This window comes from Streptococcus sp. ELY_90 (assembly GCF_058314475.1).
In genome coordinates this window covers 16,501-38,823 of sequence record NZ_JBZFUJ010000015.1, presented here as the reverse complement: position 1 = coordinate 38,823, position 22,323 = coordinate 16,501, and the positions used below count along the sequence as shown (strand labels likewise).

23 protein-coding genes and 1 pseudogene are annotated in these 22,323 nt (G+C 38.2%); 22 read left to right on the top strand and 2 right to left on the bottom strand.

Annotated elements, in window-relative coordinates; all coding sequences use genetic code 11:
• The first annotated feature begins 88 nt into the window (after nucleotides 1–88).
• The 8 genes and pseudogenes from AC4HAF_RS08930 to AC4HAF_RS08895 all read left to right on the top strand — a co-directional run bounded on the left by AC4HAF_RS08930 (nucleotide 89) and on the right by AC4HAF_RS08895 (nucleotide 8,814).
• Complete coding sequence (locus AC4HAF_RS08930) at nucleotides 89–1,051, top strand: NmrA family NAD(P)-binding protein (RefSeq protein WP_491097480.1); 963 nt, start codon at nucleotides 89–91, stop codon at nucleotides 1,049–1,051.
• A 784-nt stretch (nucleotides 1,052–1,835) separates the two neighbouring features.
• On the top strand, nucleotides 1,836–3,701 hold the full coding sequence (locus AC4HAF_RS08925) for a BglG family transcription antiterminator (protein ID WP_491097479.1): 1,866 nt from the start codon (nucleotides 1,836–1,838) through the stop codon (nucleotides 3,699–3,701).
• Between the two features lie 248 nt (nucleotides 3,702–3,949).
• Nucleotides 3,950–4,413 (top strand): annotated as a pseudogene (tnpA, locus tag AC4HAF_RS08920) (IS200/IS605 family transposase).
• Between the two features lie 245 nt (nucleotides 4,414–4,658).
• On the top strand, nucleotides 4,659–4,964 hold the full coding sequence (locus tag AC4HAF_RS08915; protein ID WP_491097478.1) for a PTS sugar transporter subunit IIA: 306 nt from the start codon (nucleotides 4,659–4,661) through the stop codon (nucleotides 4,962–4,964).
• Between the two features lie 14 nt (nucleotides 4,965–4,978).
• Nucleotides 4,979–6,250, top strand: coding sequence for a PTS sugar transporter subunit IIC (locus AC4HAF_RS08910; RefSeq protein WP_491097477.1), 1,272 nt, complete (start codon nucleotides 4,979–4,981; stop codon nucleotides 6,248–6,250).
• 11 nt (nucleotides 6,251–6,261) lie between these two features.
• Entirely contained in the window at nucleotides 6,262–7,170 is a 909-nt protein-coding gene (locus tag AC4HAF_RS08905; RefSeq protein WP_491097476.1) for an alpha/beta hydrolase, read from the top strand.
• A gap of 23 nt (nucleotides 7,171–7,193) precedes the next feature.
• Nucleotides 7,194–8,486, top strand: a complete 1,293-nt coding sequence (locus AC4HAF_RS08900; RefSeq protein ID WP_491097475.1) for a glycoside hydrolase family 140 protein — start codon at nucleotides 7,194–7,196, stop codon at nucleotides 8,484–8,486.
• A 19-nt stretch (nucleotides 8,487–8,505) separates the two neighbouring features.
• Nucleotides 8,506–8,814, top strand: coding sequence for a PTS sugar transporter subunit IIB (locus AC4HAF_RS08895; RefSeq protein ID WP_491097474.1), 309 nt, complete (start codon nucleotides 8,506–8,508; stop codon nucleotides 8,812–8,814).
• 346 nt (nucleotides 8,815–9,160) lie between these two features.
• Here the strand turns inward: AC4HAF_RS08895 and AC4HAF_RS08890 are convergent, their stop codons facing one another.
• Nucleotides 9,161–10,183: a LacI family DNA-binding transcriptional regulator gene (locus AC4HAF_RS08890; protein WP_491097473.1), complete on the bottom strand. Its 1,023-nt coding sequence runs from the start codon at nucleotides 10,181–10,183 to the stop codon at nucleotides 9,161–9,163.
• 201 nt (nucleotides 10,184–10,384) lie between these two features.
• On the opposite strand from AC4HAF_RS08890, the gene AC4HAF_RS08885 reads away from it, so the two are divergent.
• The 13 genes from AC4HAF_RS08885 (at nucleotide 10,385) to AC4HAF_RS08825 (ending at nucleotide 21,538) form a co-directional block, all read left to right on the top strand.
• The gene (locus AC4HAF_RS08885) at nucleotides 10,385–11,218 is read left to right on the top strand and encodes a transketolase (protein WP_491097472.1); all 834 of its coding nucleotides are present in this window, start codon (nucleotides 10,385–10,387) and stop codon (nucleotides 11,216–11,218) included.
• Complete coding sequence (locus AC4HAF_RS08880) at nucleotides 11,208–12,155, top strand: transketolase family protein (protein ID WP_491097471.1); 948 nt, start codon at nucleotides 11,208–11,210, stop codon at nucleotides 12,153–12,155. Before AC4HAF_RS08885 ends, AC4HAF_RS08880 begins: the two co-directional genes overlap by 11 nt.
• A gap of 1 nt (nucleotide 12,156) precedes the next feature.
• Nucleotides 12,157–13,593, top strand: coding sequence for an L-fucose/L-arabinose isomerase family protein (locus AC4HAF_RS08875; protein WP_491097470.1), 1,437 nt, complete (start codon nucleotides 12,157–12,159; stop codon nucleotides 13,591–13,593).
• Between the two features lie 4 nt (nucleotides 13,594–13,597).
• A complete protein-coding gene (locus tag AC4HAF_RS08870) occupies nucleotides 13,598–15,052 on the top strand; it encodes an FGGY-family carbohydrate kinase (protein WP_491097469.1) in 1,455 nt (484 codons plus the stop codon).
• 559 nt (nucleotides 15,053–15,611) lie between these two features.
• Complete coding sequence (locus tag AC4HAF_RS08865; RefSeq protein WP_491097468.1) at nucleotides 15,612–16,688, top strand: DUF8617 domain-containing protein; 1,077 nt, start codon at nucleotides 15,612–15,614, stop codon at nucleotides 16,686–16,688.
• 298 nt (nucleotides 16,689–16,986) lie between these two features.
• Nucleotides 16,987–17,481 (top strand): hypothetical protein, encoded by a 495-nt coding sequence (locus AC4HAF_RS08860; RefSeq protein ID WP_491097467.1) that lies wholly within the window; start codon nucleotides 16,987–16,989, stop codon nucleotides 17,479–17,481.
• A gap of 229 nt (nucleotides 17,482–17,710) precedes the next feature.
• Nucleotides 17,711–18,160: a MerR family transcriptional regulator gene (locus AC4HAF_RS08855; RefSeq protein WP_491097466.1), complete on the top strand. Its 450-nt coding sequence runs from the start codon at nucleotides 17,711–17,713 to the stop codon at nucleotides 18,158–18,160.
• A gap of 211 nt (nucleotides 18,161–18,371) precedes the next feature.
• Complete coding sequence (locus AC4HAF_RS08850) at nucleotides 18,372–18,794, top strand: MmcQ/YjbR family DNA-binding protein (RefSeq protein WP_491097465.1); 423 nt, start codon at nucleotides 18,372–18,374, stop codon at nucleotides 18,792–18,794.
• Between the two features lie 114 nt (nucleotides 18,795–18,908).
• Nucleotides 18,909–19,298 carry a PaaI family thioesterase gene (locus tag AC4HAF_RS08845; protein ID WP_491090703.1) on the top strand — a complete coding sequence of 130 codons (390 nt, stop codon included), beginning with the start codon at nucleotides 18,909–18,911 and terminating at the stop codon, nucleotides 19,296–19,298.
• 49 nt (nucleotides 19,299–19,347) lie between these two features.
• A complete protein-coding gene (locus tag AC4HAF_RS08840) occupies nucleotides 19,348–19,821 on the top strand; it encodes a hypothetical protein (protein ID WP_491097464.1) in 474 nt (157 codons plus the stop codon).
• Between the two features lie 115 nt (nucleotides 19,822–19,936).
• Nucleotides 19,937–20,347 carry an acyl-CoA thioesterase gene (locus AC4HAF_RS08835; RefSeq protein WP_491097463.1) on the top strand — a complete coding sequence of 137 codons (411 nt, stop codon included), beginning with the start codon at nucleotides 19,937–19,939 and terminating at the stop codon, nucleotides 20,345–20,347.
• A gap of 82 nt (nucleotides 20,348–20,429) precedes the next feature.
• On the top strand, nucleotides 20,430–21,275 hold the full coding sequence (locus AC4HAF_RS08830; protein ID WP_491097462.1) for an SDR family oxidoreductase: 846 nt from the start codon (nucleotides 20,430–20,432) through the stop codon (nucleotides 21,273–21,275).
• 38 nt (nucleotides 21,276–21,313) lie between these two features.
• A complete protein-coding gene (locus tag AC4HAF_RS08825; protein ID WP_491090698.1) occupies nucleotides 21,314–21,538 on the top strand; it encodes a DUF4649 family protein in 225 nt (74 codons plus the stop codon).
• A gap of 100 nt (nucleotides 21,539–21,638) precedes the next feature.
• Here AC4HAF_RS08825 and AC4HAF_RS08820 read toward each other — a convergent pair whose 3' ends face one another.
• Entirely contained in the window at nucleotides 21,639–22,001 is a 363-nt protein-coding gene (locus AC4HAF_RS08820; RefSeq protein WP_491097461.1) for a thioesterase family protein, read from the bottom strand.
• A gap of 182 nt (nucleotides 22,002–22,183) precedes the next feature.
• Here AC4HAF_RS08820 and AC4HAF_RS08815 point away from each other — a divergent pair, with 182 nt between their 5' ends.
• Nucleotides 22,184–22,312 carry a DUF4044 domain-containing protein gene (locus tag AC4HAF_RS08815; RefSeq protein WP_491097460.1) on the top strand — a complete coding sequence of 43 codons (129 nt, stop codon included), beginning with the start codon at nucleotides 22,184–22,186 and terminating at the stop codon, nucleotides 22,310–22,312.
• Nucleotides 22,313–22,323: the final 11 nt, after the last annotated feature.

Below are 22,323 nucleotides of genomic sequence, written 5' to 3'. Positions count from 1 at the left end.
TTGTTATTAAGTATAGCAAACTTCTATTTCAAAAGAAAGCGGTTTTATGCTATTCTTTTCACATAGAAATAAAGAGGAGGGCGTGACCATGCGCTATATCGTAACTGGAGTTGACGGACAACTAGGTCGTCGTATTGCTAAAAATATGTTGGAGGCTGTGGACGGAACAGAGTTAACTTTCACAGCATCACATCTTGACTTTCTCAAACCTGAACAAGTAGCAGAATGGGAGGCAGCAGGTGTTCGTGTTGCCGAGGCAAACTATGATAATTTTGATCAAATGGTAGAGTCTTTTAAAGACGGAGACCGTATTTACATTATGTCAGGTCTTGAAGTTGGAAAACGTACCAAACAGCATCGAGATGCGATTGACGCGGCTATAAAAGCAGGTGTTAAACACATTGTTTACAATTCGTGTATTGGTGCAACTGAACCAGAATATAAGAAAGTTTACATTACACCAGATCACACTGCAACAGAGCTTTACTTGCGTACTTTAGACAATATTACTTGGAATACGATGCGTAATAATCTTTATTTAGAAAATTATTTGACCATGTATCCAATGCTTGCTTTCATGGCAGACAATGAGTGGTATTCAACGGCTAAAGATGGTTGTGCTACTTTTGTTCACAAAGATGATGTTGCGCGTGCGGGTGCTGCCCTTTTACTTGGAAAAGGAGAACCTAACATGTCATACAATATCTGTGGTTCAGAGCATATTTCAGTTGGTGAAATATGCGAATTGGTTGCGAAAGCATCAGGTCGCCCCTTGAAATATTTTGGTGTTGACCCAGAAGAATATTACCAATATCTTGAAAAACTTCACATCCCACGTTTGATTACAGGCGACTTTTCACAATCTCCTGTTCCGTTCTGTGGAGCTGATATTGTTACCAATGACGAGGCGGTTTTGAATGGTATGGAAGATGTTGAATCGACAGCGATTAAAGATTTAACGGGTCAGGATCCTAAAACAGCAGCCGATATTGTTAATGATTATAGTTACATTTGGGAAGAAAACATTACCAACTGGAACCAAATGCGTTAGTGACTTGATAAATCCTAAAAACCAAAAGGAAACCGAAGTGTCGTTCTTCAGTTTCCTTTTTTAGTGTTTAATTGGCGATGAATGAGGTCTAGGAGGACACCGACATAGCAGATGCCTGCCAGCATGTCGATACCAATTTGCCAGCTAAAGCTGGTGTAGTGATTTGGCTCTACAAAGGAGAGCACGGTTAGTCCTATTGCTTAGCCGCAGAGGCAGGTGGGTGTTGAGATGAGTTTTGGCAACAGGCTACCGATGATGGCAGCAGTACCACCCATGATAGCAAGGGTTAGAAAGACGGTCACATTGGGATTGAGTGGGCGGTTGGTTAACAAGAAGAAGTGAGAAACCAATACTTTCTATTGACTATTGTATTGATTATGATTCAAATACTGATGAAGAGACTCATATTTTTGAAGTTTTAAATATTGGACAAGTTCTAACAACCTTACTTTATGAAGGATTAGTTATACATAAAATATTACGTTTCAGTCATAAGATAGATTTCGATGGTATCTTGGAATGGACATATTAATATAGTGTCCCCTGTTGAATACATTGCCCAGGGATGATTGTTGTAAAATAGAGAAATAGTAATTCAATGGTGAGTATGTTGATATTTTTGTTATTTGGAACCTAGTTTATCATACTAATATGATGGTAAGAATATGCTAATGATTTTATAAAATACCGTTATAAAAACGGTAAATGATGGTATAGAGATTTTTTAGGTGATCTGATATGATATGTTTAGTATAAAATCAGGGAAAGCGGGGCTCATCGAATAATGGATAATAAACTCTATGATTTATTGATGTTGCTCTCTGTTGAAGATTTTCAAACATCTAGTGACTTAGCTCAAAAATTGGGAATTAGTGAGCGAACAGTTCGTACCCGAATGAAAGACCTATCGGAAATTCTTCCGAAATTTGGTGCAACTATTGTTTCAAAACGTCATTTTGGTTACCAAATCACAGTTAAAGATGAAGCAGCTTTTCTTAAAATTACAAGAGATAGTGATGTTATTCCAGAAACTAGTGAAGACCGTCAGCAGTTTTTGCTGAAATTTCTTTTAGAAAATGACGATTATGCTAAAATTGATGATATTGCAGCCACCTTGTTTATTTCTAGAAATACCTTGACAAAAACCTTAAGACGAGTTGAAGATATTTTAGCAATCTATGATTTAAACTTAGAAAGAAAACCAAATTACGGTATTAAGGTTATAGGGAAAGAGTTTGATAAAAGAACGTGTTTTGTCAATAATCTTTACTCCTATTATCATAATAATAAAATTGCATCTTATGTGATGAACATGCTTGTTGATGGTAACCAGTCATACAAGGTAACAATGTCCGAGGTTGCCATGGAGAACTTCGTTCGGTATGTTATCATTAGCATGATGCGAATTAAGACTGGTCATTCGATCAATGTCAAAAAAGAAACAACAGAAATTAGTCAGGCAACGAAGAGAATAATTGCTAACTACTGTTTACAATTAACTGACCAACTTGAACTTGTGTTTTCAGAGACAGAGCAGGAATATTTAGCGATTCATTTTAGCTCCAAGTTATCATCAGATTCCTATAGTGAATATGGTCCTAATTTTATTATTAGTAGTAAAATTGATGAACTCGTTTTTAAAATGTTGACTCAAGTTTACGATAGCTTTGCTTTAGACTTTAGAAATAATTTAGAATTACGTATGTCTCTAAATCAGCATCTTGTTCCAATGGATATTCGTATACGGTACAATATTCCAGTGACAAATCCTCTGCTTGATATGATTAAACAAGAGTATCCTTATCCTTATACATTGGCTAGTGCAGCTTGTATTAGTTTAGCAGAGTACTACGGTAGAAGAATCCCAGAAGATGAGATTGCCTATATCGCGATTATTTTTGCTTTGGCAACCGAAAAGCGAAATCGACAAATTCAAAAGAAAAATATCGTTCTAGTTTGTGTATCTGGTAAGAGTAGTTCCCAATTATTTAAGTTTAAGTATAAACAGGCTTTTGGTGATTATATTAATGATATTTTTGAATGTACAGTAGCCGAGCTGGATTATTTTGATTTTGAAAAGTATAATATTGATTATATTTTTACGACAGTATCTTTAAATCGTAAGTATCCAGTACCGATTTATGAAATCAATCTTTTCATTGATGTAAATGACATCTTAAACTATCGTCAATTTTTTGAAGCTGGTGATTATAATCATTCTGAAATTTTAAATTATTATTCTACTAATCTGTTTTTACCTCGGTTGAATGCCAATAGCAAGGAAGAAGTTATTTCATTAATGTGTCAGCATATTGAGCATTATGGTCTATTGCCTGATGGTTTTGAACAAGCAGTTTTGAAACGTGAGGAGCTAGGACAGACAGATTTTGGGAATATGGTTGCCCTCCCTCACCCGTATCAGGTGATGAGTGAGCAAAGTTTTGTTACCGTTGCTATATTAGAAAAACCTATTCTTTGGAAAAATAATATGGTGCAGGTTGTCTTTCTTTTATCAATAGGACAGAAAGATGATCCCTATTTAGAAGACTTTTATAAAAGAACAAGTGAACTTTTTTTTGATGAAGAAGCTATTCAAATATTAATCGCTCATCCCAGTTTTGAAACGTTAGTTAAAATATTGCAAAAATAGGAATTGTACGTTTCCTATCCATTAAAGATTTAGTGGTAGTCAAGAAGTAACATAGTATTAATAAAAGGATTTAATTTAATCAGGAATTAAATCCTTTTATTATGTGACTTTTAGTCCGTCTCGCTCCGTAGGTGCGAGACAAATAAACCACCCGCTATGCGGGTGCGCAACAGAGGTTATACCAAAAAAACTCCAAACGCGCTACAATAGAGGTGTTCAAGCCTATTGTAAAGCGAAAGGAGAAAAGTATGGCTCAAAACGCGCATAATTTATCACACACAAAGTGGATGTGTAAATACCACATTGTGTTCACCCCTAAGTATAGACGAAAAGTAATCTATAATCAATATCGCAGCAGTTTAGGTGAGATATTTCACCGATTATGTCGCTACAAAGGTGTTGAGATTATTGAAGGGCATTTGATGCCTGATCATGTTCATATGTTGGTCAGTATTCCGCCTAGAATTAGCGTTTCGAGTTTCATGGGGTATTTAAAAGGTAAGAGTGCTCTTATGATGTTTGACAAACACGCCAACCTCAAATATAAATTTGGGAATCGCCATTTCTGGGCAGAAGGCTACTATGTCAGTACAGTTGGACTTAACGAAGCCACGATAAAGAAATAGATACAGGATCAAGAAAACCATGACATCGCACTTGATTCTTGAGTGTGAAAGAATACGAAGATCCCTTTAGGGATAATGGCAAGTAATGTGAATGCCTCTTTAAGAGGCTGGTGACGAGTCAATAGCAGTGAGGCTTGAACAACGTGAAAGCCAGCGTCTTTAGGCGCTGGCTGGTTATCTGGGCTTATAGCCCTGCTTCAAACCACCCGTTTGACGGGTGGTTATGATTTTGTTACCGTTTTCAAAACGGAAAAAAAGAGTATGGAGTTCAGAACTACAATAGAATATGATATAGATTATAAAAGCAAAATAATTAGAAAGGAGTGGGAGAATGGATAACCAAATGGAAATTATTATGGGCTTGATTGTTAACGGAGGAAATGCTAGAAGTTTGGCTATGCAAGCTATTTATGCTGCTAAAAAGGGTGACTTTAAAGAAGCTAGCCGTAAATTAGAAGAATGTAATGATTCTTTATTAATTGCTCATCATGGACAGACTGAGTTATTAACTAAGGAAGCTAGTGGTGAAAAGAGTGAAGTATCTCTTCTTATGGTACATGCTCAGGACCACCTCATGAATGCTATTACGGTAAAAGATTTAGCAACTGAAATCGTAGAATTATATAAAAATAAATAAAAGGAGAAACTATTATGAGTTTTGTCGAAACGTTTACTGCTAAAGGCCAAGAGATTGCTAATAAAATTCAGAGCAATCGGTACATGTCTGCTATTTCAAACGGACTGATGTCAACCTTGCCAATAATGATGATTGGAGCCTTTAGCACCCTTTTATCATCTATGCAAATTGAAGCTTACCAAAATTTAATTGCTCCAATTAAGGAAATATTAGCCTTACCTGCTTCATTTACAACAAATATGTTGTCACTTTATACGGTTTATGCGGTCGCCAATGAGCTGACTAAGTCATTTAAACAAGAAGGAGTCGGAGCAGGCTTTATTGCCCTTTTCTCATTTTTAATATTGACCCCAATTTCCAAATTTACAGTTAAAGGAGGGGAAATGCCAATTCCGGCATTGACATTTGATTTCTTAGGAGCAAAAGGACTATTTGCCGCTATGATTGTAGGCTTATTAGCTGCTCGAATTTATATTTTTGTTATTGAAAAAAATTGGACCATCAAAATGCCTGATGGGGTGCCTCCATTTATTTCAAAGACATTTTCTAGCCTTATTCCAGCTTTTATTGTAGCAATTATATTTACGGTTATCTCAGGTTTATTCGCTCAAACTAGCTATGGTAGCTTTCATCAATTCGTATATTCTGTTCTTCAAATTCCTTTACAAGGCCTTGGTGGAAATATTTGGTCACTGATGATAGCGCTTTTAATTATGCAATTACTTTGGGTTTTTGGTATTCATGGTGCTATTGTAGTTCTTGCAGCTATTCGCCCTATTATGACTGCGCTTGACCTTGAAAATTTAGCTGCTTACCATGCTGGTAAAGAAATGCCAAACTTAGTATCTGGCTCATTTTGGGGAGTTTATGCCAACTTAGCTCCAATGTTAGGGTTAGTTTTGGTATTGATGTTTTTTACTAAGAGTAAACAATTTAAAATGATTGGTCGTCTTGGTGCACCAGGTGCACTATTTGGAATTCATGAACCATTAATCTTTGGTTTACCAATTGTAATGAATCCAATTTTAGCTATACCGTATATTCTTTCACCAGTTGTTTGCACTCTACTTGGGTATTTCTTAACTGTTGTAGGAATCTTACCGGTTACAATCGGTATGCAAGTGCCATTTGGTGCACCCGTATTCGTAGCAGGATTACTTCAGGGTAGTTGGTTACTCGGCTTGGCACAGCTACTGATGATTCCATTAAGTGCAGCAATTTATTATCCATTTGTAAAAATTCTAGATAAACGTAACATCGAGCAAGAGCAGTCTGCTGCTGAATAAGGTAACGCGTTATGAAATATATTGAACAAAGAATTGGTAAAAACGGGGCCTATGCTAAATATTATTTTCAAGAACCCAGTCATGAAATTGACTTGAAGCGTAAGTACCCATCTATAGTAGTTTGTCCAGGAGGTGCTTATTATTGGACATCTTTCCGAGAGGATGAGCAAGTGGCACTTCGATTTTTAGCAGAGGGATTCCATGTAGTAGTAGTTCACTATGCGACAGAAGGTATTGCTGCATATGCGAGTGATGATCCTAGTAAGTTGCCACAAAATCCTGTATCGGTCTTTCCAAATCCATTAGTAGAATTAGCAACTGCGACAGCTTTCTTACGTGAGAATGCAGAAGAATATAATGTTGATGAGAACTTTATTGTAGTTTCAGGATATTCAGCTGGAGGAAATCTTGCAGGCCAATTAGCGACGCTTTGGGATGAAAAATGGCTTGAAGAATTGGTTGGCAAACCTAGAGATCTATATCGTCCAACTCATGCCATGCTTGGATATGCTGCACTTGATTTTAATGCTAGTAAAAACCAGAATTCTGGGCTTAATAAGATAGCTCTAGCTACAACAGGCCATCTTGATGGAGATAAAGAAATCAGTGAAGCGATGAACCCAATTGCTCATGTTTCTGACAAAACACCACCATGTTTCATTTGGCATACGAGAGAAGATGTTCTAGTGCCGGTTGATAACGCTTTACGCTTTGCGCTTGAACTTGAGAAGCATAGTATTGCTTATGAACTTCATGTTTTTGATAAAGGCAAACATGGCTTAGTGCTTGGCGATTTACGAACTGGATTTAAGGCTAGCAATAAAAATGCACAGGTCTATAAATGGATAGATTTATTCCTTGAGTGGTTGTATCCTATTAAAACAGACTTAGGTGGTTTTTATAAACCAATTGACGGTTAGTAAAGGGGAATGGAGGACGGCAAATGCTTCAGGTTGAAAATGGAAGGCGTTATTTTACGCAAAATGGGAAACCTGTATTTTATTTGGCAGATACTTGTTGGAGTGCATTTACTAATATTACTGAAGAAGACTGGGAGTATTATCTTGAGTATCGTAAAGCGCAAGGTTTCAATGTTATCCAAGTTAATATGCTTTGGCAATGGGATGCTAGCCAGCCTACTTTTAGTATCATGCCGTTTATAGAGAACGATGATGGAACTTTTGATTTTAGCAGGTACAACGAGGCATATTTTGATCGAGCTGAACGTATGATTCATATAGCTTATGATAAAGGATTTCGCATTGCATTAGTTCTTCTTTGGTGTAATTACCTTCCAAATACTTGGGCAAGTGATATGAAATTACGCAGCAGAGGGATTTTACCAAAGCATCTAGTACCTTCCTATGTGGAAAAAGTAGTAAATCGGTATAATAAATATGAACCGATTTATATCATAAGTGGAGATACGGATTTTCAAACAGATGAAGTTATTAATGATTATTATGGAGCTGCTCTCAATGTGGTTAAGAATTTAGCTCCTAATGCTGTAACTAGTCTACATATTAGAGGACGTGAAGCTGATCTTCCCAATGTTCTAAAGAATAATCCTAATTTGGATTTTTATATGTATCAGTCTGGACATAATAGTGAATTTCCAGAAATGACGTATCAATTAGCGGAATCTTTCTATAATATGCCACAGGTACGGCCTGTAGTAAATTCTGAGCCTTGCTATGAGATGATGGGGTTCAGTCACAGAGTTTATGGTCGTTTTACACGTGAAGATGTTCGAAAAGCTGCTTGGCAGAGTGTTCTGGCTGGTGCTCATGCAGGAATAACGTACGGAGCACATGGTATATGGAGCTGGCATAACGGCCAATTGAGTTTTGATTCTTCAGTTGGTGAAGCATTTGAAACTCCGTATGATTGGCATAATGCTCTGGAATTTGAAGGAGCTTGGGATTATGGTTTCTTAAGACGATTTGCTGAAGAACATAATTTTTCAAAATTAATTCCATTTCAAAATTTGCTTGTGCATGACAATACCAATGAAATCAGAGCTGCATATGTTGATAATACGTATTATGTTTATGTGCCATACAATATAAAACTTAAAGTCAGGGGGGATTTAAGTCATAGGGATTTCATATATTGTGATTTAGAAAGTAAGCGTGAAATGCAAGTTAAAGCTCTTTACAATAAAGATAAGAATGTTACTTACGTTGACCTTCATCGATTTGTCAAAGATGCTTTATTGATAATTAAAGATAAATAAATTAAAGGAGAGTTAATATATGATAAATATAACATTAGTTTGTGCAGCAGGAATGTCAACAAGTATGTTAGTAAAAAAGATGAAGGATAGTGCAGAGCAACGAGGAATTGATATGGAAATTCGTGCTATGGCAGAATCTGCATTTGAAAAATTCGAAGGACAGACAGATGTACTTTTGATTGGACCACAGCTTAGTTTTGTTTATAATAAATTAAAAACAGAATATGAACCAAAGGGTATAAAGGTTGCTGTCATCAATATGATGGATTATGGTATGATGAATGGTGAAAAGGTACTTGATACAGCACTAAATCTTTTAAATGGATAAAAAATAGTGACCTTTCGAAATATTTTGAGAAGTATCCTGTGTATTTAAATACTAGATTTGTGAAAATTAGTAGTTTATCATCATTGCTAACTATATCTGAGTAAAAATTTCCTTTTAAGAGGCTAATGCTGGCCTCTTTTTCTAATGTTTCAAGATGAAATAGCAGTACAAATGGCATCGTCAATGCTTTCGCAGGCTTTCTTAATCTTTTAGTGCATTGATAAATGAGTCATTCGAGGAGATATTATATTGTAGTAAATAAAGCAGTTGAGTAATTTTAGTTTTGAAACTCATATTACAAAACCGCTTAAAGTCAACTTTGGAGCGGTTTTAATATGGGATGAAATCATAACCTTTTCACGGAATGTCGTTCTATTAATTTTGCATTAATTCGATACTGAGTGTAGTTTTCTTGATTATTTTGCTGATTAATAATTGTTGACACTTTTTCAAGAGCCTTGTTAACCATAAATTGTCTATCAATATCAATTGTTGTTAACTCTGGTTTGATGACATTCGATTCTGAAATATTATCAAAACCGATGACTGAAACATCTTCGGGGACTCTAACTCCGATGGCTTGCAGTGTTTTAATAAGACTTATTGCTATCGAATCATTATCACAAAAATATGCAGTTGGCTGTTGTTTTTTTTGTAATAACTCAGGATGAGGTGCAATCTCATGAGCAGGAAAGATGAGCCTAGAGAAGTTGTCGGTATTTAAATGATATTTTTTTAAGGCGGCCTTAAACCCTGCTTGCCGTTCTTGAAAATTTCGAATGCGCTGTTTTGACATGGCATATCCTATCGAGGTATGACCATGTTCAATTAAATAGGTAGTCGCCAAATAAGCCCCTTGAAAGTTATTTTTAGCTATGAAATTATTATTGATGTGGTCAAAGCAAGCATCAATAACGATGATATTACCATGCAAGTCTAGAATTGTTTCAACAGTTGTTTCAGGTAGGTCTGTTCCGAGTAAAATAATAGCCTCAGAGGGTTGGCTTTTTTCGAGAGCATTGAGCTCATCCTCCACATTATCAATTGAAATAGAGTTTATCAGTAGGTCGATAGCATATTTCGGAGCGTAAACAATAAAATCATTGATGAGTTCATTGAAGTACGGTAATTGTTGAAAATTATAGGTGAATCGATGAAGAGAGTTACAGGCAAGTAAACGGACAGTATGTTGAGGTTGATAAGCCTCTTTTTTTCGTGATTTTCGTAGTGGCTGGTAATGGTGTTCTTTAGCAAGACTCAGAATTTCTTCACGCTTACTGTGACTGACGCCAGGCTTATTGTTTAAAACTAAGGATACAGTGGATTTTGAGACGCCTGCTAAGCGAGCTAAATCTTCTAACTTAATCATATTTCTCCTCATTCTTGATATTTGATAGATTTATCATAACGTTTAAGATTTAGTTTGTCAATTTAGTTTAGTAAACTAAGCTAAAATATTTTCTTTATTTTATAAAATGAATTGAAACTCTAGAAATCGCATGCTAAAATAACAATCGGTTAAGCGCTTACTTTTTGTGAGTTGCAAGTTTTTAAAATAAGGAGTGAGAAGATGGATACATTATCGTTACGACGAAAGGCCTTAGAATTGAAAAAGGACTTTATCACGATGATTTATGAAGCTGGCACAGGTCATATCGGATCAGATTTATCGTGTACAGATATCTTGGTTAGTCTATACTATCATCAACTCAATGTAGACCCTGCTTTCCCTAAGGATCCAAAACGAGATCGCTATATTCAAAGTAAGGGGCATGCAGTTGAAATTTTGTGGGCAATTCTAGCTGATAAAGGATTTTTTGATAAAGCGGAGCTCAAAACCTTTTCACAGTTTGGTTCTAGGTTGCTTGGACATCCAAACAATAAGGTGCCAGGTATTGAAATGAATACAGGATCACTTGGTCACGGACTGGCCTTAGCTGTAGGAAGTGCCCTAGCAGCTAAACTAGATGGAGAATCTTACCACACCTACATATTAATGGGAGATGGTGAATTAGCTGAGGGCTCTGTGTGGGAAGCGGCAATGGCTGGAGCTAACTATAAATTAGATAATCTAACGGCTATTATCGACCGTAATCGTTTACAAATCACAGGGTCAACAGAAAATGTTATGGCACTAGATAACGTACATGATAAATGGACAGCTTTTGGCTGGCATGTTGTTGATGTTGCGGATGGAAATGATGTTGAGCAATTACTTAAAGCTTATCAAGATAAGGAGCCTGGAAAACCAACGATTATTATTGCTAATACGGTAAAAGGTAAGGGATTATCTGATGCAGAATGTGTGGCAAGCTGGCACCATCATGTTCTTAACGCTGAGGAATATCAAAAAGCAATGAAAGAATTAGATGTAGCAATGGAGGCCTTGGAAAATGGGAAATAAAATAGCAAACCGCGCGGTTATGTGTGATGTCTTGATTGAAGCAGGTAAAGAAAATCGAAACCTAGTGGTTTTAACCAGTGATTCGCGTGGTTCAGCTTCCTTAGTCAAATTTGGGCAAGAATTACCTGAGCAACACATTGAAATTGGGATTGCTGAACAAAATTTAGTGAGTATTGCCGCTGGCTTAGCACTTAATGGGAAACGACCTTTTGTAGCCTCTCCAGCTTGCTTTCTTAGCATGAGAAGTATCGAACAAGTTAAGGTTGATGTTGCCTATTCAGACAAAAATGTCAAATTAGTTGGTATCAGTGGCGGTGTTAGCTACGGTGCTCTAGGGATGAGCCACCATTCGTTACAAGATTTTGCAGTGACACGCGCAATTCCTAATTTAGAAGTCATTGTACCTGCAGATCGCCATGAAACGAAAGCTGTATTTGACTATTTAGTCAAGTTGGATAAACCAGCTTATATCCGTTTAGGGCGAAATCCTGTTGAAGATTGTTTCACAGAGACCAATGTCACATTTGAAATTGGTAAAGCTCATGAAATGGTAGCCGGAAATGACATCACCATTGCAGCCATAGGAGAGACCGTTCGACCAGCAATGGACGCTGCGGTTAGCTTGGCGAAAGAAGGTATCTCTGCACGAGTTCTTAACTTTGCTAGCTTGAAGCCGCTAGATAAAGAGGCGATAAAAAAGGCTATTGCAGAGACAGGAGCGATTGTTACTGTTGAAGAACATAGCGTGAATGGTGGTTTAGGAGAAGCCATTTCATCAGTTGTTGCCCAAGAAGGCAAGGGAATTGTAAACATCATGGCGTTACCAGATGATCATATTATCACAGGTACTAGTCAGGAAGTCTTTAATCATTACGGTCTTTCTTCGGAAGGCATTAGTCAAACTGTCAAAACACTATTAAAGAAAGTAGGAAAATAATATGGATAAAATAACTCTTGGTTTTGCACCAACACGTCGTAATTTGTTTAGTGCAGATGCTGCAATCGAATATGCCAATTACACCCGTGAAAAATTAGATGCTTGGGGGATTGATTACGTTGATATAAAAGACATTAATGAAGACGGTCTGATTTATGATGATGCTAGTGTTGAAGCTGCAGCAGCTAAATATAAGGCTGCTGGTATTGATGGACTTTTTATTGCGAATGAGAATTTTGGAACAGAGTATGCAGTTGCTCGCTTAGCGAAAAAATTAGATGTACCCGTTTTGCTCTGGGGACCAAAAGATGAAACACCTGCTCCAGATGGCTCACGACTTCGTGATAGCCAATGTGGACTTTTTGCAATAGGTAAGGTCTTACGTCGTTTTAAAGTGCCATTTACCTACATCAAAAATTCAGATGTTGATGACCCAGCTTTTGAGCGTGGCGTGAAAGACTTTGTTAAGGTCTGCAATGTTGTAAAAACCTTTAAAAATACTCGCATCTTGCAAGTTGGTCCACGTCCATTTGACTTTTGGACAGTTATTTGCAACGAAGGAGAACTTCTTGAGCGATTTAATATTTCATTGTCACCAGTACCAATTCGTGAACTAGTCGATGAAATTAACCGTGTTAAGGCAGAAGAAGGTGACAAGGTTGCTACTGTTGAAGAGTGGTTTTACACTAATACTGATGTTCAAATCACGGCAGATGAGCTCAATATGGTTGCAGCTTTGAAGGTTGCACTTGAAAACCTTTGTCATTTCTATGGCTGTAATGCAGGAGTAATCCAATGTTGGACAGCTTTGCAAGAAGAAATTGGTATTTTACCATATGCTTCTCTATCTTTGTTGCAAGAGGAAGGTATTCCATTTGTTTGTGAAACAGACGTCCATGGAGCAATCTCAGAACTACTTGTTGAAGCGGCATCGCTTGGCGAATACCGTGCTATCTTTGCCGATGTCAACTGCCGTCACCCTGAAAACCCAAATGGTGAATTGTTACAACATTTAGGCGTCTTTGCTTATCAGACAGCAGAAACAAAACCAATTCTACCACCTCGCCACTTCGTCTTTGACTACCCAGGATCAGTTGGTTTTAGAGCAAAAACAAGTGACTACACCCTCTGTCGATTTGATGGAGATAATGGTGACTATTCGCTTTTGATTGGTAATGCTAAAGGCATCGAAGGCCCTTATAATCAAGGAACATATTGCTATGTGGAATTTGATAATCTCAATCGTTTAGAATCTCATCTGGTTTATGGACCATATATTCACCACGTTGCAGCTATTCCTTCAGATGTTGTCCCTGTGCTTTATGAGGCTTGTAAATATCTAGGCATCAAACCAGATTTATACGATCCAATCGAGGAAGAAGTTAAAGCTTACTTAGCTGGTGATGAACCAACATATTTCCGTCCAAATAGAGGATAATGTTATGGCTTATGTACTCGGCATAGACCAAAGTACGCAAGGTACTAAGGTGCTTTTATATAATGATGAGGGAAATATTGTAAAGAAAGTCAGCAAATCACATCAGCAATTAGTCAATGAAAAAGGTTGGGTTTCTCATGATCCATTAGAGATTTATAACAATGTGTTATCTCTTGTTCGAGAAATCGTTGCTGGTATTGATAAAACTGAGATCAAAACAGTTGGAATCACGAATCAAAGGGAGACCGCTTTAGTCTGGAATAGAAAGACAGGCTTGCCAGTCGAGAATGCGATTGTTTGGCAGTGTGCCAGGGCTAAGGAGATAACAGAGAGTTTCAATATTTCCGAGGCTTCCATGGTCAAACGAAAAACAGGTTTGCCTTTATCACCTTATTTTTCAGCAGCTAAATATGCTTGGATTCTAAGACAGATGGACGAGTTGCCGGAAGAGTTAGCTTGTGGAACAATAGATTCATGGTTGGTTTATCAATTAACCAAAGGGGAGTCTTTTGTTACAGATGCCTCCAATGCTAGTCGGACGCAGTTAATGAATTTAACGACCTTATCGTGGGATGAGGAACTTTGTCAATTATTTGACATCTCAATGACTTATCTCCCTGAAATTAGGCCATCTGACAGTCATTTTGGTTGGACAGACTTTGATGGAATTTTTCCTGCTGCGATTCCTATTCATGCCGTGATGGGGGATTCTCATGCAGCACTTTTTGCTCACAAAGGTGAGGAACCAGGAGCTATCAAGGCAACGTATGGAACAGGTTCCTCTATCATGATGAATATTGGAACTGAGGTCAATATGATTCCGAACCATCTGGCAGTCTCGGTTGGCTGGCAGTCTCAAGGAATATGTCATTATGTTCTTGAGGGGAATGTTAATTACTCGGGAGCTGTTATTACTTGGTTACAGGAACAGGTTGGGCTGATTAAGTCACCGGATGAATTAGAAGACTTAGTTGCAAAAGCCAATCCAGAAGATCAAACCTATCTTATTCCAGCTTTTTCAGGATTGGGGGCACCCTATTTTAGAGATGATATCACCGCTTCTTTTGTAGGAATGACTCGTATAACTGGCCGCGCTGAACTGGCTAAAGCAACGTTGGAAAGCATTGCCTATCAGATCAATGCTGTTATTAGCGCAATGAAAGATGTTTCAAATTTACCAATTAAACAAATCAGTGTGGATGGTGGACCGACTAAAAATCATTATCTTATGCAATTCCAAAGCAATTTGACTAACGCCGATATTAACATCGCAACGATTGAAGAGTCTTCCTGCACTGGCGTTGCTTATATGGCAGGTATAGCTAGTGATGTCTATCCCACGACTATTTTGAATCAGCTGACAACACATAAAGTGTTACCAGAACCATCCTTCCAAAGCGTTCGCCTACAAAAATTAGCTAAGTGGGAAAAGATCATTAAAATGCTGATAGAAGACTGATGATAAAATTTAGGAGTAGAATATAGTAAAATATTCTTTTGGACTGATGCCCAAATGTTAGTTTTTTGCCTAACTTTTTTGGAGGTGTAGTTCAAAGGGTCAGAATCTTTCTATCTCAAATTAAAACAGACTACACCTCGTTTAGCTAGCTTATACATTGAGAATATAAAAAGATAAGAAATGTACCGTGATAAGAAAGGTACACAATACTTCTATTACAAATGCTAAATCTTGAAAATTATTGAGATGGCTGAAGAGCTACCCAGAGCAAAAAGAATTAAAAGATGACACATCTGTAAAAATTGAGAAATTTACGATGAAATGATATGGTAAGTGTGTCGCTCTGCTCGTAAAAGACTAGAACCTTTTGATAAATCGAAATGGCAAAAAGCCTTGAAATCAAGGCTTTTTTGCCGTGTGGAGACAAGTGTCGGAGCTATAGTTGGGATTATAGTGGACGGTTTGATAGCGAGGAAAGGAAAAGTACCCCCCATTTATTTATGATATAATAGGATAAAGAGTTATTCGAACTATTTATTATTAGTGTAGGAGGTTCATTATGGGTAAATGGACTTGTCAATGTGGATATCCAATGAATGACCATGCTGCCCCAGATCCGAATGCTTTTTCAATATATTCGGATGAGTTGTGGGAAGAGATAACGGATACTGTAGATAAAAATAATAAGATTGATTACTATGATATTTCTGATGCCTCATACTATGCCTGGCAGTGCCCTAATTGTCACGGTTTGATGGTATTTGGTGAGGATGAGAATCCCGATCGATATACTTTTTATAAGTGGATAGATTTAGATAGTGATGAGAAAGAACAGATTAACCAAGGTTCTGATTCGAGTTCATCAGGCACAGTTTACAGAGTGGCTGTAGTCACTTTCTCTGAGCTAGGTGAGGAGTACACCTATGTTTGTGAGGATGAATCAATCAAGGAAGACCATTTTGTAGTTGTGCCTGTAGGTGTTAGCAATGTAGAAAAGGTTGCTCATGTTGTAAAAGTGTATCAGGCTATGCAAAAAGACATTTCATATCCAATTGACGAGCTAAAACATGTGATTAAGCGTTATTCTGCTTTTGATAAGGAGAGAGCAGAGGCGATTGTAGCTGAGTTAGTAACGACGGGTCGATGTTTAGAAATAGATGATTTTTCAAAATCAATAGCAGCAGACGACTATTTTGATATCTTGCACAATCAGTTAGGACACTGGTGGCTGGAATTGAATGGGGTTCCCATTCCGATGAAGGTAACTCTACTAGAAGACAAATATGAAAAATATCGTGTCGACTGTGCTGTTCATATCAACCCCTACAAAATTCACTATAGTACTTTCCAATCTTTGAAGTTATGTACTGATTTTGAGATTGATGCAGCAAGATGGGTTGATGTCATTTCTGATGAGTACGTTTGGGGAAATTCTTGGGAGCTAAATGGAACTCAATTTGGAATTACTTGTGAGGAATCGCCAGAGTTTGAAGATGAAGTAGATTTTGAAAAATACAGTCGTGTTCCATACTATAGTAGCTGGCATTCTAGTTGGAGTGATAGATATGGCTTTAACATTGCATGGAAACCGCATGAATCTGATGAAGATTTATCTGTAGATTTCTATATCACTTAGTAAGTAAAGTATGCCAAGTCTGTGAATTTAGGGGATAGTCACAGTACTGATTTGAAGATGAACAGAAAATGATATCAGTGTTCGTTTCGTATTTTGATAGAATGTTGGACAGTTTAGTATAGCAGTTTCGAGGAATTGTGGATATGAGAGAAGTTAATATAGAAATTGATGTTGATTTCGGTTTATGGAACGATTTTAAAATATTCTCGTAAGGGTGCAGTAATGCTCAGCAGTCCACTACTCGCGGAACTATTTGACGAAGGCATTCCATTTTTGCAAGACTTAGTGAGGTATCATTATGATTAAATATGTGCAGGTGGTGAAAGGTTATTCGATAGGAATATCTTTTGTTGGTATACTTGCCTTTATCATGCAGGAAATTCCCTATCTCGTCATGCCGATTATAAAACTAGAATCAAATCCAATCATGCATCTTCAGCATGAGGCCAAGGGAATAGAGGTGTCACAGTCTATATGTGGTATATTAACCATCTTATTTTTAATCTTTCTTGTAAGGGAGAATGCTGTCCTGTTTCCTCTTGGCTCCACTAGAGAAAAATTCTTTTTTAGCTTGATGCTTATCCTGCTCTTTATTAATTTTGCTGGGTGGACAGTTTATTTTGGAGATTATCACATAAGCTGGCTTATTGTCAGTAGCCAATTTGCAGCTGTTCCATTGTACTATTTCTGTTTTGGTATGTGGCAACATAACCTTCCGCTAGCATGGGTAGCAATAGTATTTTTCATCCTTCATACTGTAAATGGTTATATGAACTTTATTGGAACAAACTAGTATAGTCAGATATTTCTATTTCTGAAGTTGTGAGTGAAGAAAAATGTTGTAATTCTGATTATATGAGAAAAGCCTTGGTATCAAGGCTTCAGACTGAAGACAAACCTCCAAAAAGAAGTTTGTCTTCAGTCTGAGAACCAGTGTCTGCTGGTTCTTATTTTTTACTTGACTTACAGCTGGTTACTAGTGATAAAATAATCTTATATAATGTTAAAGAAAGGATTTTCCTATGTCTGAGCAAAATACCTATACCATTACGCAAGTCTCTGAAATGTATGACATCAATCCCAATACCGTGCGCTATTATGAGCGGATTGGACTTTTGCCCCATATTCCGCGCAAGGCCAACGGCAATCGCTATTTCACCGATGATCTCAACAAATGGCTGGAAATGGTCATCTGTCTGCGCCATTCAGGTGTGCCGATTGAGGCTCTGATTGATTACTGTCAGATGTTAAAAGAAGGAGACGCAACCCTGCAGGCTCGTGAAAAACTGCTGCGGGAGCAGCGCGCGATGCTCCTGAAAAAGCAGAATAACCTGCAGCGCAGTATTGAGCGCTTAGACCATAAGATTGGTTTATATGAATCTGGTGAAATCACCAATAATGAGACCTATTACAAGGAGTATGGAATCATTTTTGACGAAAAGGGCAGCTGGAAAGAAATGCTTCATGATTAAAGCAGCTGTTTTTAGCCATCTTATCCGGGAAAAATATCAGCTCTGCCATCCCAGTCAAAAAGCCTAAGCAGCAAGGCTTGACAGAAATAGCTGGCTAAGCAGTTGTTTTCCCTAAAAATGTTATAATAAACTTAAAACGTTAGCCTTGGGCGGTGGAAAATGCAGGGAGTTCAGCTGCAGAACAAAGAAATTTTATTATAAGAGGTTTTCTATGACTAGTGAAACGATGCGCGGGCAGCTGGAAGCATACGCTAAAGAAAAATACAAAGTGGAAACTGAACAGCTTCCCTTCAATCACGAGGATTACAGCATATTCAGGCATGCAGACAGCGGCAAGTGGTTTGCGGTGTTCATCGTGAAAACACGGTCTGAGTTTGGTTTGGACGGCGAGGGAGATGCGGAGATTGTCAGCTTGAAAATCGGTGATCCGCTGCTGGCAGATATTCTGCTGCAGCAGCAGGGATTTCTGCGCGGCTATCCAAGCAGTAAATGGAACTGGGTATCCGTTGTACTGGATGGTACAGTGCCTTTAGCAGATATTTGCCAGCTGTTGGATGAGAGCTATAAAGCTACTTTAACGAAAACAAAAAATAAAAAAGTGCCTCTTTCCAAGAGAAAGTCAGATCGTGATTAATCTGTACGATCCTTTCTTTAAAAACCTTAGAACAGCAAAAAAGCTGTCACCTCTGGCTAATTGATAACCAAGTCCGTTTACTGTCTGAATCTTGAAAGGTTGAAAGGAAACATAATGAGTGATGAACATTTGCACGAAATTCGTGTGTTTGAAAATTTTGATATGGTTTCGTTTGAGAAAGGCCATGTGGTCGTGACTACAGAAGTCGTAGACAAGTCCTTAAATTATTATGGTTTTGCACACGGTGGCTATATCTTTACCCTCTGCGACCAAATCAGCGGTTTGGTCTCTATTTCAACCGGGTTTGACGCGGTGACGCTTCAGTCCAGTATCAATTACTTAAAATCCGGGAAGCTGGGGGATACCTTATTGATTGACGGCCGCTGTGTTCACGATGGACGGACAACTAAGGTTGTTGACGTTACGGTTACCAATCAATTAGATCAAGAAGTAGCCAAAGCTACCTTTACAATGTTTGTGACAGGCGAGCGTGCAAACGATTGATCATTTAGTTTGCCATCACTAAAGCGCATGCCAATGGGAGAATGATTCGATGAAAAAAATAATGATCTGGATTTCAGCTATTTTTCTTGTCATTGTTCTAGCTGGAGGTATCTATATTATGGGGTGGGGAATGCCGGGAAATGCCCTGCATACCAAAATCAGCTACGGACACTCTAAAATCTACACTCTGAAAGATCGAAAAGCGGCTGCTAATCTGATAAGGAGAAATTTCATTACTTTTAATGGCTGCCGCCTGGAAACATTGGACTATACTTCAGATAAAACGTCTCAGGAAATGTTAGCAGCAAAAAAACATCTGGATGCTGACAGGTACAAGGAGAAGTATGATAAAAAAGACGCTTCCAAGACCTATGATGAGTGCATTGTTTACCAATCAAGCTTCAGCACTGACGGCAGCCCTGATGCAGGTTTTAGTGCTAACAGTCATTACAGCCATTGGAATTGGATTTTAGTCCGAAAAAAAGGCGGTCCTTGGCGGCTTTACAGCTATGGGCATGACTAAAAAATCAAGGCAGCGACAAGCACTGTCTTTATTCAGTGAATTAAAAGGCTCAGACACCAAGATGCTGCATGTCAAGCCAAATTAGTGCACTATTTTTTTGTGAAAGGAAACAGACATGACTCCATATAAGCATTTGGTCCAATATTATGAAACAGACCGCATGGGTATTACCCACCATTCCAATTATATCCGCTGGATGGAAGAGGCGCGTGTTCATTTTCTGACAGAAATCGGCTGGCCCTATGATACCTTGGAAGAAGAAGGCATCATATCGCCGGTCGTTTCGGTTAACTGTCAGTACCTGACAACATCAACCTTTGCTGATGAGATTGCCATTGTCATTACTGTAGAAAACGTTAAAGCCGCACGATTGGTCTTTCATTATGAAATGACCAATCAAAAGGGGGAAACGGTCTGTCGGGCTCAGTCAGAACACAGTTTCTTAGCTCAAAGCGGCAGCTTTGTCAATATTAAAAAAGAATACCCGGATTTTTACAGCAAATTATCAGAACTCAGTCAGTCCTAGCCCTACTGTCATAGCAGACAAAAAGAGCCCTTTTTTGGTTTTTTGATGATATAATGGAGTGAAGATCACAAGGAGGTTCATTATGACAATTGCTATTACGGGCGTAACAGGCAAGCTGGGCGGTTTGACTGCTGAACTCATTGCCAAAAAGGATATTTCAGCCAGACATTTGGCTCGAAATCCGCAAAAAGCAGTTTCCTATGACAACGCTGAAGTTGTTAAGGCAGCTTTTGAGAATTCTCCGGCAGCGATTGAGGCCTTAAAAGGCATTGATACCTTGCTGATGGTGTCTGCTTCGGAAAGTCCCAATCGTTTGCAGGAGCATTTTGATTTTATTGATGCAGCCGATAAGGCGGGTGTCAAGCATATTATCTATACTTCTTTTTATAATGCCAATGCTGAGGCAGCTTTTACTTTAGCACGCGATCATGCCAAGACAGAAAATTATATCAAAGAAAAAGGATTTGACTATACATTTCTGCGGGACAATTTTTATTTGGATTTCTTTTTAGACCTTTGTTTAGAAAATGGTGAAATTCGCGGACCGGCCGGCAAGGGGAAAGTATCTGCTGTAGCCAGGCAGGATGTTTCCGAAGTGGCAGCAGCTATTTTAACAAGCCCTGATAAATGGAAAAATCAAACATTAAATATGACCGGACCGGAAGATCTGTCAATGGCTGATATAGTTAAGACTGTTGCAGAGGCAGCGAAAAAATCTGTCCCTTATATTGATGAAACGATTGAAGAAGCCTACCAATCACGCAAGGCTTGGCCGGCGGAAGCCTGGGAATACGATGCCTGGGTCAGCACCTACACAGCCATCAAAGACGGGGAGCAAGCAGGAGTTTCTTCTGATATTGAACATGTCCTTGGACGCCCGGCAACATCTTTAACAGAATTGCTGAGATTGCGTCTTTCGGATAAATAGATTATTTGAGCGTAAAAGATTTGCAGAAAGGAGCAGATATGATTACTTTAACGTATATGGATGCCTATCAAACTCAAAGAGAGGTCTCTTTTGAAACAGCTGAGGAATTTATGCAGGCACTCAGCGGCTGTATTACCCTGCCGGATTATTACCGAGTTGTATCGTTGACTTATAAGGGTCGAGATGTTGGTTACAAAGGAGTGATTGGGGATTTGTATCAAACGGTCAGCCAAATGGACTGGAAACAGTTTGAATCAAACTAAGACCTAATTAACTGAAAAAAGCTGCCTGTCAGACAGCATGAACTGAAAAAAGCGGAAAAGGCCTGTATTTACCTAGACAGATTTTCCCGCTTTTTACTTTTTAATCTAATTTATCAAGAAATTTTTTAATATCAACAACAACGCGCGTGTGTTTTCCCTTGCCGATAAGTTTGTCGCCCTCATAAACTTCAATAGTAAAATGAGAGCGCCGTCCGTCTTTTTCAGCATTCAAAATTCGGACTTCCACTGGTTTTCCGATTTTGGTAGCAGCTAAGTGTTGGACAGCAATGTGAGCACCGACCGTTGTTTGTGAGACTTCTAAATCTTCTTCACAATATAAGAAAGCTGCATTTTCTATGAAAGCAATCATACTGGGAGTTGACAAAACGTTAAGACTGCCCGAACCCCAGTTCATGGCTGAGTGTTCAGGGGTAGTAACATAAGACTTACTGAAAATTGACATGGCTGCCTCCTTTTGCTGTCGAAAGATAAAGTAGTAATGGTTAGTTCATATTTTAACTGTAACACATTTAAATTTAAAGCACAAATAATTTCTGAAAGCGTTTCCTCTAAGCTGCTGTTTGCTTATTCCTTTAATTCGTGGTAAGATAATTAAGATAAAATGCAGTGAGAGAGGTAAAAAAATTGGCTTTTGGAGATAATGGACCGCGTAAGAAGACACCGTTTGAGAAACTGACCTTAGTTGTCGTTATCATTATGGTTTTGGTTACAGTCGGGGCACTGGTTCTCAACGCACTTAGCGCCGTTATTTAAAAAGAAACGCT